Raw genomic sequence first — 13,271 nt, 5'->3', positions numbered from 1 at the left:
TTCGCGCGTTCGCTGTGGGCGTTGGAGCGGCGAAAGGCGCGAGATAGGTAAAAAAGTACCGCTGTTCGCAAGGGCTGGTTTACTGGAACGTATGGATACTGTTGCTGTGGTGATGATCGTTGTGGCGCTGCTCGTCGGTGCCGCGTTGGGGTTGCTGTCCGGATTCCTGTATGGGCGGGGCAAAGGGCAGGAGCTGGCGCGCGCCGTCCGTGGCGCGGAGGTCGACGAGCTGAAGGCCTCACTCGAGTCCGCCCGCGCGGACATCGTGGAGCATGAGACGCGTGAGGCGGGATTGCGCGCGCAGCTGGAGGGCATGAACCAACAGCTCGCCTTCGTCAAATCGCAGTTGGCCCAGGCCCAGCAGGCCGAGCAGATCCGCATCGAGCGTGAGCGTGAGCGCGACGCCGCGCAGGAACGGGCCAAACGTGAGGAGGCCGCCAAAGCCGCCGAAGAACGTCGTCTCGCCCAGGCCAAGTCGATGGCCGAGCAGAGCAAAGTGCTGGAGGCGCTCGCTCCCGTGGCCAAGAATCTCGACGCCCTGCAAAGCAAGGTCGCGCAGATCGAAGAGGGACGCAAGCGCGAGATGGGCGCGTTGGGCGAGCAGCTCAAAGGGCTCGGCGAACAGCAGGCTCGGCTCGACAAGGAGACCAGCTCACTGTCGGCGGCGCTGCGCGACAACAAGGTGCGCGGCGCGTGGGGCGAGGCCCAGCTGCGCAATATCGTGGAATCCGCGGGGCTGTTGGAGCACGTCGACTTCGACACCCAGGTGGTGGTCACCGGCGCGGACGGCCGCGTCCAGCGTCCGGATATGATCGTGCATCTGCCCGGCGGCAAAACCATTCCGATCGACGCCAAGGTGCCGTACGCCGACTACCAGCGGGCCTGCGAGATTCCGGAAACCGCCAGCGCCGAGGATCTCGACCGTCGCGCCGACCTGTTGCGCGCCCATGCGAAGGCCTTGCGCGAGCATGTGCGCGCGTTGGGGGAGCGCGCGTATTGGAACGCGTTCCCCACGGCGCCGGATTTCGTGGTGGCGTTCATTCCCAACGAGGCGCTATTGCAGGCCGCGTTGGAGTCCGACCCCACGCTGATGGACGACGCCTTCGCCAAAAAGGTGGCGCTGACCTCGCCGGTCACATTGTGGGCGGTGCTGAAGTCGGTGGCCTACGCATGGCAGCAGCAGAGCCTGACGGACGACGCCAAGATGCTGTTCGACCTGTCCCGCGAGCTCTATGATCGTTTCGCCGTGCTGGGCGATCGCGCCATCAAACTGGGCGGCCAGATCACCAAAACCGTGAACGCCTACAACCAGTTCGCCGCCAGTCTGGAGAAGCGCGTGCTTCCCACGGCCCGCAAACTGCAGAAACTTGACGCCTCCAAGGTGATCGGTGAGGTGCCTCTGCTTGATTCGGAGAAAAGCAATATCAACGAGCTCGCCGCGCCGGAGGTCACCGAATCCCCTTCGGATGGTGAATCCGACTGATGGTGCCGAGCTGCCAAGCCCGACCATATCTGACGCTAAGGTGGGCGCTATGACCGAGAAGCAGACCACAGGATTCCGTACCACCGGCACGCCCGACGTGCGTGACGCTCGCGCCGCCGTTGATTTCGCCAAGCTCGACCCGCGCGAACAATTGCGCGTGATGCTGCGCGACCATGTGGTCGGCAAGCCGTTCAGCGAATTGAACGCCGTCACCTTCGACCATCGCGCCGCCGCCGTGATGGGCCATGTGATGCTTGACGCGTTGGAGGACGCCGGATATTCGGTGGATGACTTCGACGCCGTCGGCGCGCTCACCGCCGCCGCCGTGCCGCTGGTGTCCGCCATGATCCATGCGGCCGCCTCCCGCGGCGAGGATCTCGACGGCTTCGTGATGGATTTCGTCTATCCCTCCATCAAAGGCCCGTCGATTAAGAATCGCCGCGTGGTGCTGGTGGACGCCTGGCTGTCCGAGAAATCCTATGTGCAGACCAGTTCGTTGGTCACGCTGCGCAACGGCAACGAACTCAGCCTTGATTTCGGCGTGGTCGAAGCCCAGGGCGCCGAAGTGGTGGCCATCACCTCGTTGGTCGGCGGTGTGGGCGATGCCGGAGAATCGGCGGGATCTGCGGGTTCGGCGGGTTCGGCCGGAGGCAATGCCGTGATCGAAGTGATCAATCCAGTCGCCGACGAACAGCGCTCCCTGCCGTTCGTGCCCGTGTTCGACGAATCCGAACTCAACGCATAGCCAACGCATGATGCCAACGCATGACGGCGACGCATCGCGAGCGGCGTAGCCTCGTCCCATCAGCCATTCGACCATTCCGACCATTCCGACCATCGCGATGACTTATCGCCAACACTCGCTCGATACTCCGCATCCGGGAAGAACACCACGCGCCTATGCACACTCCTAACGCCATCTCAGCAGCAGCCAAAGCCTCCGGTGAACCGACCTTCCGCGAGGTGGGCCTCGGCCCATGGGAGGAAACCCACCCCGGCGAGCCGCGCCCCGACGATCCCACGTCTCAGGCGTTCGACGCGCGCTATGACACGGCCCTGCTCGACGAGGGCGACCGTCGCAACGTGCTCGACCGCTACCGATACTGGAGCGTGTCCGCCATCAAAGCCGACCTCGACGCGCGCGGCCGCCATGATTTCGAAGTCGCGGTGGAGAACTGGACGCACGATTTCAACATCGGCTCCATGGTGCGCACCGCCAACGCCTTCCAGGCGCGACGCGTGCATATTGTCGGGCCGCATAAATGGAACCGCAAAGGCGCGCTGATGACCGAGCTATACCAGCATGTCGAGCATCATCCATCCATCGCCGAACTCGTGGAATGCTGGCGCAACCGCATCGCCGGCGAAATCGCCTTCGCGCGCTCGCAGGCCGCCGCCGCGGCATTGCACGCGCACGACATCGCCTCCGGTTCGTATGCGGATGATTCGGTCGCGCGGCTCGACGACCTCACCGCGCGGATCTCCGAGCTGGACGCGCGTATCCGCGAGCTGGAGGCGGCCCGCGTCATCGCCATGGACATCATCCCCGGCGCGGTGCCATTGGAGACCTACCGCTTCCCCAAGCGTTGCCTGCTGCTGTTCGGCGCGGAAGGCCCGGGCCTGAGCGACAAGGCGCTCGACCTGGCCGACGATGTGGTGTATATATCCCAATTCGGTTCGGTGCGTTCCATCAACGCGGGTGCCGCCGCCGCCGTCGCCATGCACAGCTGGATCGCCCAACACGCCGTCTAGCTGTCCCATTGCATTTTCTTTACGGTGCCATGAGTGGAGGTCTGTGCGTTCTTTCGTCATCTTGAGCAGGGTAAACGCGGTCGAAGAATCTTATAGGGGTAGACTGAAGTCACATGCAACGGCGCATGATGACGTAAGGAACGAATATGCAACACTCAACGAGTAACTCAGATAGCCGCACACCCTCGCGATCATCGCGAAACTGGATAATGTTCGCATGCTCACTGCTAGCTTTGCTATGCGGACTCTGTTTCGGGGGGGGGGGCGTCGAATACCGCGCATGCGGCTGATTTGTCTATAATCGGTCTGCCTTCGACGGTGACGTATGGTGCCACATTCACATTGCGCACGTCGGGCGGGCCAGGCGGTGCCGTGACGTGGAACGCCACCGGTTCGGCAAGCGTGAACGCATCCACCGGTGCGGTCACCGTTGAGGACGTCGGCACCGGATCCGTCACTGCAACCGTAACGGCAAGTGGCAACCCTAACGCGAGCGTCTCCGCAACCGTCACCTTCGACGCGTCACCCAAAAAACTGTATTTTGGCATGATGTCACCGTTTGTGAAGGCGTCGAAAACCTATGACGGTACCACAGTGCTGTCGGATGACCTTGTCTCTTCGTTGAACTACACCGGCGTGATCAACGATGACGACGTAATCATGCGCGTACATGCGGAGCTGGAAGATGCCGAGCCGGGTATCAACAACAAAACCTATACGGTGACATACCTGTTATCCGGCGCGGACGCGAGCAAATACGTGGTAGGAGAGTCTGGATACACCAGAAACAATGGCACCGTATACAAACGAAACGTGCTCATCGAACCCGCTCCGCAGACCATCACCTACGGCGATCCGGTGAACAGTGGACCGCAATGGGTGCAGGTCGCCACAGGAAGCAACTACGACTCACTACTCGACGGCGATGTGATCGCCACCGCCACCGTGAGCAGCACAGACACCAATGCCGGCAACATGAGGATGATCACGGCTTCCGGCGTGACCATCACCCGCAACGGTGTGAATGTGACCGATGCGTATTACACCGTGGATGCGTCGACCACGAACAACAATCTGACGATCCTCAGACGCCAGCTGGGTGCGGAGGGAACCGCGGTCGCGTCGAAAGTCTATGACGGCACCATCAGTGCAAGCGTGTCGGGCTACAAGCTGACGAATGTGGCACCGCGCGATGAGGGCAAGATCACGTTGACCGCCAGCGCGGCCTTCGCGGATGCGAACGTAGGAACCGGCAAAGAGGTCACTGTGACCTACGCTCTGCAATTCGGTGCCGGAGTTCGCGCCTTGAACTATACGGTAGCGGGAACCTCGCAAATATTGTCTGCCGACATCACACCGCGTCCAATCACCGTGACCGTCGCCGACCAGAATCTGGTATATGGTGATGCCGTCGCCGGAGGAATGGACAAGATAACCGTCACCGGGAACGGCTTGATCGAAGGCGACTTGGTGCAGACGGTGACGTTCGATCCCACTGAGGGAACGATGCTCGATGCCGGCACTTACGAGCTGAACGTGGCGGATCTACGTATAGTTCGCGATGGGATTGACGTGACCGCGAATTACGCTGTGACGCCCGTTGCCGGCGTACTGTTTGTGGACAAGGCTTCGCAGAATGCTCCCGATGCCGTGGCCGCGACGGCGGAAACGCAGTACGGGAAGTCCGACGGGTCCATCACCGGTGTAAGCGATGCCATGGAGTACCGTCTCGTCGGCGGTGATGTCTGGAGCTCGGTTGCGGCCGATGCTGAAGCTGTGGGCGGTCTGGCTCCTGGCGTGTATGAGGTCCGCGTGGCGGGCGACGCGAACCACTATCCCAGCGACAGTGTGACGGTGGTGGTCGCACAGGGCGTCGAACCCGCAAAACCCACTTCGCCGGACGATGACCACACGCCTGGTGGTGATGCGCCCGATACTGGCGGTGATGCATCTGACGCTGGTGACGACACGACCGACACTGGTGGTGATGTGCCTGATGTCGGCGGTGATGCGTCCGACGCTGGCAGCGACACGTCCGTTGGTGCTGGTGGCGACATGTCCGTCGATACTGGCGGCGACACGGCCGCCGATACCAAGGGAACTGCCACAGGTGCTGATGTCGGGGGCAAGGCCACGATATCCCGTACGGGCGCCGATATCTCGATGTGGGGATTGGTCTGCATCTTGCTGATAGTGGCAGCTGGTGCGATGCTCAGTATTCGACGCAGAAACCTGTAGCGCTTCCGTATGGAGGTCAGGGCGGTCGCAGATTGATATTGCGGCCGCCCTGACCATGCACAGCTGGATCGCCCAACATCATTGTTGACAACGATTTAGCCATAGGGGGTATGGCGTCGACGAGATTAGGCCGATTTTGGGGCTTTGGTGGTTAAATCGTTGTAAGTGACGCTATGTCAACTACAACGATTTAACCACCTAAGCTCACAAACCGTTGAAACACCGTTGGCACCATACCCCCCTATGGCTAAATCGTTGTCAACTGTGTCCATATGACAACGTGTCATGCGCCTAGGGCGCAGATGGGCACCACCCAGACGCCATCCTCCCGAGCGTAAGCGAAATCACCGGTTCCGGTGAGCACCATCAGGAACGAGGGGGCGCGCATTTTGGTCGTGTCGATTTTCTGGGCGAGTGCCTGCAAGGTGGACGCGCCCTGAGCGATCAGGCTCTCTCCACCCAGTTTGATTTCGATCAGTCCGTATCGGCCGTTGCGTAGATGCACGACGGCGTCGCATTCCAAGCCCAGCTTGTCACGGTAATGGAAAACCGTTCCGTCCAACGCGTCGGCGTATACGCGCAGGTCGCGGACGCACATGCTTTCGAACAGAAGCCCGAACGTCTCGAGATCATCCACCAGTTCGTCGGGACCGGTCTCCAGAGCGGCGGCGGCGATCGAGGGGTCGCACAGATGCCGCGTCGGTGAAGTGCGGATAGCGACTTTCGAACGAAGATTGGGATTCCATGCCGAAAGATCTTCGATGACGAAGAGTTTGCGCAGTGCCTCCGTATATTCCAAAAACGTTGATTCGGACATCTCAATTCCCGCCGAACGTAAATCCATCTGCATGGCGGCAAGCGTCCCCTGTGATGAAATCATGCGCGCGTAGGAGCGCAGCAGCATCCGCACATGGGCTGGGTTCCTACGCACGCCGTCCACACGGGAAATGTCGATTTCGCACACCGCATCGAGATAATCCACCACCTGACGTAGCGCGACTTTCTCCGAAGTGCCAACCGCCCTTGGCCAGCCGCCTCTGCATAGCAGGAAAGCCAGTTCGCGTATATCCGTCCGCCGCCCCTGCGCTGTTGTTTGTTCGCCTTGAAACAGCGCGGAAAGCGACGCTTCGCCGGTCGAATCGCCCGATTCGGCCAGCGACATCGTGCGCATTTTCATGCGGGCGATACGGCCTGTACCCGTGTGATGCAGCGCGTTGAGATCGGCGGGGACGCTGGAGCCGGTCAGAATGAATTGGCCGAAATCATCACGGTGATCGACTTCGAAACGCACCGCGTCCCACAGATTGGGCGCATCCTGCCACTCGTCGATCAGCCGTGGGACGCTCCCCTGCAACAGTCGGGCGGGATCCATTTCGGCCATGCGCAGGTTTTGGGTGCGTGAGCTGGGATCCTGCAGATATATGGCGCTGGATGCGATTTGCTCCGCCGTGGATGTCTTGCCGCACCATTTCGGTCCCTCGACGAGTACCGCGCCTTTGGCTTCCAGGCGCTCTTTGAGCACCTGATCATAAATGCGCTTCATATAACGTCGTGTCATAACCACTCATTCCTTGGAATTTCAAGCTTTATTGAGGCTTACTACGGTAGTTGGCTATATTTTACTACGGTAGTTGGCTGTTTTTCACTACGGTAGTTGGCCATTTTTTATCAGTGCAGTTGGCCATTTTTTACTACGGTAGTTGGCTTGCGCCCGTGAGGTTAAGACGTTTAGGCCGGCTGACAACGCTACGCACGATCAGGCAAGGAAAAACCCGGAGGCTGGAGGGCCTCCGGGCTGGAGAAAGAAGAAGAGGAGAAGGGTTCAGTTATCAGAAGCCTGTTGGGGCTTCCGGCTTATTGCAGCTGATATCAGTAAACAGCGCCATCCTTCCGGTCATGATGGTGTTTCATGGTATCTTCCTGTGATTTTCAACCCATCCACCTGATAACGGCCGATTCGATTTTGCATCGGTACACGTGTGACAACTGTGATAACCGGCGAATTGGACGTGAATGTCAACCAGATGATCCTCTCGTGCCGGTACACATGTGATGACCGGGGGTGCCGAAAAGATGTGCGGTCGAACGAAAGTCGGCTAGGTTGGAGCCATGATTGAGATAACAGGGCTTTCCAAACGCTTCGGTGCCAAGCAGGCGCTGAACGACGTGAGTTTCACCGCCGAAGACGGCGTCGTCACCGGATTCCTCGGGCCCAACGGCGCGGGCAAATCTACCACCATGCGCGCCGCGCTCGGACTGATCACGCCAGACTCGGGCAAAGCGCTGATCGACGGCCGTCCGTTCGCCAAATCGCCCGCGCCCCTGCGTGAGGTCGGCGCGGTGCTCGACGCCAAATCCGCCCACCGTTCGCGCTCCGCCTACGACCATCTGCGCGCGCTCGCCGCGACCAACGGCATCCCCAAGCGCCGCGTCGACGAGGTGATCGACATGACCGGCATCACCGCCGTGAAAAAGCGTAAGGCCGGGCAGTTTTCGCTGGGTATGAGTCAGCGGCTGTCCATCGCGGCCGCGCTGCTCGGCGACCCGAAGAACCTCGTGCTCGACGAGCCGATCAACGGCCTCGACCCCGAAGGCGTCAAATGGGTGCGCGACCTGTGCCGCTATTACGCCGCCGAAGGCCGCGCCGTGCTGCTCAGCTCGCATCTGATGAGCGAAGTGGCGCTTACGGCCGACAATCTGGTGATCATCGGCCAGGGCCGCATTCTGGAGACCACTACGGTGGCGCGTTTCGTGGCCGAACATTCGCGCCGGGCCATCCGCGTGTGCACGCCCGACCCGGCCAGACTGCACGCCATCTTCGCGCAGGCGCCTGAAGTGCGGCTTATGCCCGTCGCCCGCGTCTCCGCCGATCCCGAGGATGGCGAGGTGTTCCGCATCGTCGGCGCCGATCTGAAAGCCGCGGCACGCACCTTCGCGCAGGCGCAGCTGGTGACCTACGAACTGGTCGAGGAGCGCGCGTCATTGGAGGATGCCTATATGGCGCTGACCCACAGGCACGCGGAATATCTCGCCGCGGATGTGCCCGGCTTCGCAGGTGGTCCAGTCGGTGCCGTCAGTGCCGCCGGTCCGCAAGATGGTCCGCAAGGTGTTTCACAAGCTGTTTCACGCGGTGTTTCACAGGATGTTTCACGGACTGTTCCGCAAGAATCCACACAGGGCCCCGACCCCGCGACCCCAATAACCGCAACGGATTCGGAGGCCGCACGATGAACGTGATGAACACCATGAACACCATGAACACGACGAGCCCAATGAACACGACAAGCCCAATGAACACGCCAAGCACGATGAATCCTCGCAACACCTACGCCGCCAGCCGCAGCGTGAACCGCCACGCCCGCCTCACCTTCGGCGGCAGCCTCAAAGCCGAACTGATCAAACTCTGGTCGTTGAACTCCACCAAATGGCTGCTCGGCATCACCATCGCGGTCACGGTGTCGATGGCCGCGCTGAGCGTGTGGGCCGTGACCCTGCTCGCCTCCATAGACCCCTCCACCGGCGAATTCTCGTCCGACCCCCAGCCGCTCGCCGCCTCCAACATGTGGTCGATGCTCGCCTCGTCCGGCTCCGCGTCCGCACTGGTCGTCGCCATCTTCGGCGTGATGGCCATCACCAGCGAATACACCACCTCCAGCGTGCAGTCGTCGCTGGCGGCCAATCCGCGCCGCGGCATGTTCTACTCCTCCAAATCGCTGGCCGTGGCGCTGTTCACCCTGCTTGCCTCCGTGGCGGGCATTCTGCTCGCCTGGGGTGTGATGGCGGCGATGACCGGCGGATACGAGGTCACCGCGCTCACCGCCGATGAACGCCGCATCGTGCCGGTTGTGCTGGTCGGATTCCCCGTGGCGATGATGTTGGTCGCCCTGCTGGCCCAAGGCCTCGGCGGACTGACCCGCTCCACCGTGGGCGGCGTGTGCGCGGTGGTGGGATTGCTGATGATCCTCTCCTCCGTGGTCTCCATCGTTTCGCTGGCCTCCAGCCGCTTCTCCTGGCTCGGCTCGGTGGCCTACTGTCTGCCCGATTCGGCGCTGAACAACTTTCTGACCGCCGGCATCCGGGATTCGGTGAGCGCCGCCATTCCGCAGGACTATTGGATTCCGCAATGGTGGCAGTCCGGTCTGATCCTGCTCGCCTGGACCGTGGTCGCCTGGGTCGCCGGGCTGCTCGTCGTCAGGCGCGTGGACGTCAAGTAAGCGGAAGCGGGTGTTCTCTCGCGCGTGTCACAAACCGCACGTATAGTAGGGCGCATGCCTACATTCACACGTGAAGAAATCGAGCACTTGGGCGATCTCGCCCGCATCGCGCTCACTGACGAGGAGATCACCCGTCTGCAAGGCGAGCTGAACGTCATCGCCGACTCCATCAACAAGGTGCAGGAGGTCGCGTCCGCGGACGTGGCTCCCACCGCGAACCCCGTGCCGCTCGAGGCCTATCTGCGTCCCGACGTGCCTGAGACCCCGCTCACGCAGGAGGAGGCCACCGCCGGCGGCCCGAAGACCGAGGCCGGCATGTTCGTCGCACCGCGCATTCTGGGGGAGGAGTGAGATGACCGTGAACACCAACGACATCGTCAAACTGTCCGCCGTCGAGATGGCCGCCAAGGTCAAGTCCGGCGAAGTGTCCAGCCGCGAGCTGGTCGACGCCCATCTCGAGGTGATCGAGGCCGCCGAACCGAGCGTCAACGCCTTCCTCAAGGTCTCCGCCGACGTGGCCCGCGAGCAGGCCGACGCCTTCGACACGAAATCCGCCGACGAGAAGGCCGCGCTGCCCGAGCTGGCTGGCGTGCCGATCGCAATCAAAGACATGATCGTCACCAAGGGCATCGAGACCACCGCCGCCTCGAAGATCCTCGAAGGCTGGGTGCCGCCGTACGACGCCACCGTGATCGAGAAGCTCAAGGCCGCCGGCATGCCGATCCTGGGCAAAACCAACCTCGACGAGTTCGCGCAGGGCTCGTCCACCGAGCATTCCGCCTATGGCCCCACCCACAATCCGTGGGATACCGAGCGCGTGCCCGGCGGCTCCGGCGGCGGCTCGGCCTCCGCTGTGGCCGCGTTCGAGGCGCCGCTGGCCCTCGGCACCGACACCGGCGGCTCGATCCGCCAGCCCGGCGCCCTGACCGGCACTGTCGGCGTCAAGCCCACCTACGGCGGCGTGAGCCGTTTCGGCGCGATCGCCATGGCCTCCTCGCTCGACCAGATCGGCCCCGTCACCCGCACGGTGCTGGATTCCGCGCTGCTGCAGGAGATCATCGGCGGCCATGACAAGCGCGACTCCACCTCCATCCCCGAAGGCCCGCGTCCGATGGCCGCGGCCGCCCGCGAGGGCATGAAGCGCGACCTGAAGGGCCTCAAGGTCGGCCTGGTCAAGGAGCTCGGCGGCGAGGGCTTCCAGCCCGGCGTCGAAGCCCGCTTCAACGAGGCCGTCGCCCTGCTCGAGTCCATGGGCGCTCAGGTCACCGAGGTGAGCTGCCCGCACTTCCCGTACGCGCTGGGCGCCTACTACATCATCATGCCGTCGGAGGTGAGCTCGAACCTCGCCCGCTACGACGGCATGCGCTACGGCCTGCGCGTGATGCCGCCGGCCGGCGTGCCCTCCACCGCCGCCAACATGATGGCCTACACCCGTGAGGCCGGCTTCGGCGACGAGGTCAAGCGCCGCATCATCCTGGGCACCTACGCGCTCTCCGCCGGCTACTACGACGCCTGGTACGGCTCGGCCCAGAAGGTGCGCACGCTGATCATCGACGACTTCAACAAGGCCTTCGAGCAGTGCGACGTGCTCGTCTCCCCGACGAGCCCCTCCACCGCGTTCAAGTTCGGCGAGAAGATGGACGATCCGCTGGCCATGTATATGAACGACATCGCCACCATCCCCGCGAACCTCGCCGGCATGCCCGCCATGTCGATCCCCGCGGGCCTGTCCGACGACGGCCTGCCGGTCGGCTTCCAGCTCATCGCGCCCCAGCAGCGCGACGAGGTGATGTACAAGCCGGCCGCGGCGCTTGAGGCCGCGCTGGAAGAACAGTGGGGCGGCCCGATCTGGCAGTCCCTCAACACCCCCTGGCTGGGCGAGTGAGACGCGCGGAATCGGAAAGGAACTAAGGAAGCATCATGGCTGACAAACTGATGAAGTACTCCGAGGCCGTCAAGCAATTCGACCCGGTCCTCGGTCTGGAAACCCACGTGGAGCTCAGCACCACCACTAAGCTGTTCTGCCCGGCGGAGGTCGCCTTCGGCGGCGAGCCGAACAGCCAGCTCACCCCGGTCTCGCTCGGCCTGCCCGGCTCGCTGCCGGTGCTGAACGCCACCGCCGTGGACTACGCGATCAAGCTGGGCCTGGCTCTGCACTGCGAAATCGCCGAATGGAGCCAGTTCTCCCGCAAGAACTACTTCTACCCGGATATGCCGCGCGACTACCAGATCTCGCAGTACGACAAGCCCACCAACGGCAACGGCTATCTGGACGTGGAGTTGGAGGACGGCACCGTCTTCCGCGTGCCGATCGAACGCGCCCACATCGAGGACGACGCCGGCAAGAACACCCACGTGGGCGGTTCCGACGGCCGCATCGAAGGCGCCGACCATTCGCTGGTCGACTACAACCGTGCCGGCGTGCCGCTGATCGAGATCGTCACCAAGCCCATCGAGGGCGCGGGCGAACGCGCGCCGGAGATCGCTGCCGCGTACATGCGCGCCATCCGCGACATCGTGCGTGCGCTGAACATCAGCCACGCCCGCATGGAGCAGGGCAATATGCGCGCCGATGTGAACGTGTCGCTGCGCCGTTCGGCCTCCGACCCCTTCGGCACCCGTTCCGAGACGAAGAACGTGAACTCGTTCCGCGCCATCGAGAAGACCGTGCAGTACGAGATCCGCCGCCAGGCACAGATCCTCTCCGAAGGCGGCGAGATTCTGCAGGAGACCCGCCATTGGGACGAGTCCTCGCAGTCCACCGCCGGCGGCCGCGTCAAGTCCGACGCCGACGATTACCGTTATTTCCCTGACCCCGATCTGGTGATGCTGCACATCACCAAGGAGCATATCGCCCGCATCGAGGCCGAGATGCCGGAGATGCCGCGTGAGCGCCGCAACCGGCTCAAGGCCGAATGGGGCCTGAGCGACCTGCAGATGCGCGACGTGCTCAACGCGGACGCGCTCGACCTGATCGAGGCCACCGTCGCCGCCGGCGCCACCGCGGCCGGCGCGCGCAAGTGGTGGCTGGGCGAGCTCAGCCGCGAGGCCAACGCCAAGGGCGTCTCGCTGGAGGAGCTGCCGATCACCGCGGCCGACGTGGCCGAGGTGGAGAAGCTCATCGCCGAGGGCAAGCTCAACGACAAACTCGCCAAGCAGACCGTCGTCGGCGTGCTCGCCGGCGAGGGCACGCCCGCCGAGGTCGTTGAGAAGCACGGCTACAAGATCGTCTCCGACGACGGCCTGATCGACAAGGCCGTGGACGAGGCGCTCGCCGCCAACCCGGATGTCGCCGAGAAGCTCAAGAGCGGCAACATGAAGCCGATGGGCGTGATCATCGGCGCCGTGATGAAGGCCACGCGCGGCCAGGCCGACGCGAAGGCCGTCACCAAGGTTGTGATGGGCAAGATCAAGTAGCCTTTCTGCAGCCTTTCTCCGGCATGGATGGGCCTCTTTCGCTGCTATGCGCGCGGAAGAGGCCTTTCATTTTGCCGCTCATCTGAGGCGTCTTTGCGCGCCTCTTTGCGGTAGCTCTTGACGTCTGATGCCAGGAGATGCCGTGAAACATGCTAAATCGTGTTGTT

9 protein-coding genes and 2 pseudogenes are annotated in these 13,271 nt (G+C 62.8%); 10 read left to right on the top strand and 1 reads right to left on the bottom strand.

Annotation, left to right across the window (positions count from 1 at the left end):
• Positions 1 to 91 precede the first annotated feature (91 nt).
• The 5 genes and pseudogenes from rmuC (at position 92) to BE0216_RS06155 (ending at position 5,473) form a co-directional block, all read left to right on the top strand.
• Positions 92 to 1,483, top strand: coding sequence for a DNA recombination protein RmuC (gene rmuC, locus BE0216_RS06170; protein WP_169714228.1), 1,392 nt, complete (start codon positions 92 to 94; stop codon positions 1,481 to 1,483).
• Between the two features lie 49 nt (positions 1,484 to 1,532).
• Positions 1,533 to 2,228 (top strand): type I phosphoribosyltransferase, encoded by a 696-nt coding sequence (locus tag BE0216_RS06165; protein WP_169714227.1) that lies wholly within the window; start codon positions 1,533 to 1,535, stop codon positions 2,226 to 2,228.
• Positions 2,229 to 2,383: 155 nt separating this feature from the next.
• Positions 2,384 to 2,894 (top strand): annotated as a pseudogene (locus BE0216_RS12205) (TrmH family RNA methyltransferase); the annotation flags it as partial.
• A 59-nt stretch (positions 2,895 to 2,953) separates the two neighbouring features.
• Positions 2,954 to 3,235: pseudogene (locus tag BE0216_RS12200) on the top strand (TrmH family RNA methyltransferase); the annotation flags it as partial.
• Between the two features lie 372 nt (positions 3,236 to 3,607).
• Positions 3,608 to 5,473, top strand: coding sequence for a YDG domain-containing protein (locus BE0216_RS06155; protein ID WP_094635865.1), 1,866 nt, complete (start codon positions 3,608 to 3,610; stop codon positions 5,471 to 5,473).
• A gap of 283 nt (positions 5,474 to 5,756) precedes the next feature.
• On the opposite strand, the gene BE0216_RS06150 is transcribed toward BE0216_RS06155, so the two are convergent.
• Positions 5,757 to 7,031 carry an ATP-binding protein gene (locus BE0216_RS06150; RefSeq protein ID WP_094635864.1) on the bottom strand — a complete coding sequence of 425 codons (1,275 nt, stop codon included), beginning with the start codon at positions 7,029 to 7,031 and terminating at the stop codon, positions 5,757 to 5,759.
• Between the two features lie 551 nt (positions 7,032 to 7,582).
• Here BE0216_RS06150 and BE0216_RS06145 point away from each other — a divergent pair.
• The 5 genes from BE0216_RS06145 to gatB are packed head-to-tail and all read left to right on the top strand — an operon-like array spanning position 7,583 to position 13,104.
• The gene (locus BE0216_RS06145; RefSeq protein ID WP_094635863.1) at positions 7,583 to 8,704 is read left to right on the top strand and encodes an ATP-binding cassette domain-containing protein; all 1,122 of its coding nucleotides are present in this window, start codon (positions 7,583 to 7,585) and stop codon (positions 8,702 to 8,704) included.
• A gap of 59 nt (positions 8,705 to 8,763) precedes the next feature.
• Positions 8,764 to 9,687: an ABC transporter permease gene (locus BE0216_RS06140; RefSeq protein ID WP_226805716.1), complete on the top strand. Its 924-nt coding sequence runs from the start codon at positions 8,764 to 8,766 to the stop codon at positions 9,685 to 9,687.
• Between the two features lie 54 nt (positions 9,688 to 9,741).
• The gene (gatC, locus tag BE0216_RS06135) at positions 9,742 to 10,038 is read left to right on the top strand and encodes an Asp-tRNA(Asn)/Glu-tRNA(Gln) amidotransferase subunit GatC (RefSeq protein WP_094635862.1); all 297 of its coding nucleotides are present in this window, start codon (positions 9,742 to 9,744) and stop codon (positions 10,036 to 10,038) included.
• A gap of 1 nt (position 10,039) precedes the next feature.
• Positions 10,040 to 11,572, top strand: coding sequence for an Asp-tRNA(Asn)/Glu-tRNA(Gln) amidotransferase subunit GatA (gene gatA / locus BE0216_RS06130; protein WP_094635861.1), 1,533 nt, complete (start codon positions 10,040 to 10,042; stop codon positions 11,570 to 11,572).
• A gap of 35 nt (positions 11,573 to 11,607) precedes the next feature.
• A complete protein-coding gene (gene gatB, locus BE0216_RS06125) occupies positions 11,608 to 13,104 on the top strand; it encodes an Asp-tRNA(Asn)/Glu-tRNA(Gln) amidotransferase subunit GatB (protein ID WP_072724635.1) in 1,497 nt (498 codons plus the stop codon).
• Positions 13,105 to 13,271 lie beyond the last annotated feature (167 nt).

The organism is Bifidobacterium eulemuris (assembly GCF_014898155.1).
Classification (GTDB): Bacteria; Actinomycetota; Actinomycetes; order Actinomycetales; family Bifidobacteriaceae; genus Bifidobacterium; species Bifidobacterium eulemuris.
This window is presented reverse-complemented; position numbering and strand designations above follow the sequence as displayed.

What these genes read in the sequence shown, in the direction of transcription:
- rmuC (WP_169714228.1), top strand. Translation starts at nt 92, where the DNA reads ATGGATACTGTTGCTGTGGTGATGATCGTTGTGGCGCTGCTCGTCGGT.
- BE0216_RS06165 (WP_169714227.1), top strand. Translation starts at nt 1,533, where the DNA reads ATGACCGAGAAGCAGACCACAGGATTCCGTACCACCGGCACGCCCGAC.
- BE0216_RS06150 (WP_094635864.1), bottom strand. Translation starts at nt 7,031, where the DNA reads ATGACACGACGTTATATGAAGCGCATTTATGATCAGGTGCTCAAAGAG.
- BE0216_RS06145 (WP_094635863.1), top strand. Translation starts at nt 7,583, where the DNA reads ATGATTGAGATAACAGGGCTTTCCAAACGCTTCGGTGCCAAGCAGGCG.
- BE0216_RS06140 (WP_226805716.1), top strand. Translation starts at nt 8,764, where the DNA reads ATGAACACGCCAAGCACGATGAATCCTCGCAACACCTACGCCGCCAGC.
- gatC (WP_094635862.1), top strand. Translation starts at nt 9,742, where the DNA reads ATGCCTACATTCACACGTGAAGAAATCGAGCACTTGGGCGATCTCGCC.
- gatA (WP_094635861.1), top strand. Translation starts at nt 10,040, where the DNA reads ATGACCGTGAACACCAACGACATCGTCAAACTGTCCGCCGTCGAGATG.
- gatB (WP_072724635.1), top strand. Translation starts at nt 11,608, where the DNA reads ATGGCTGACAAACTGATGAAGTACTCCGAGGCCGTCAAGCAATTCGAC.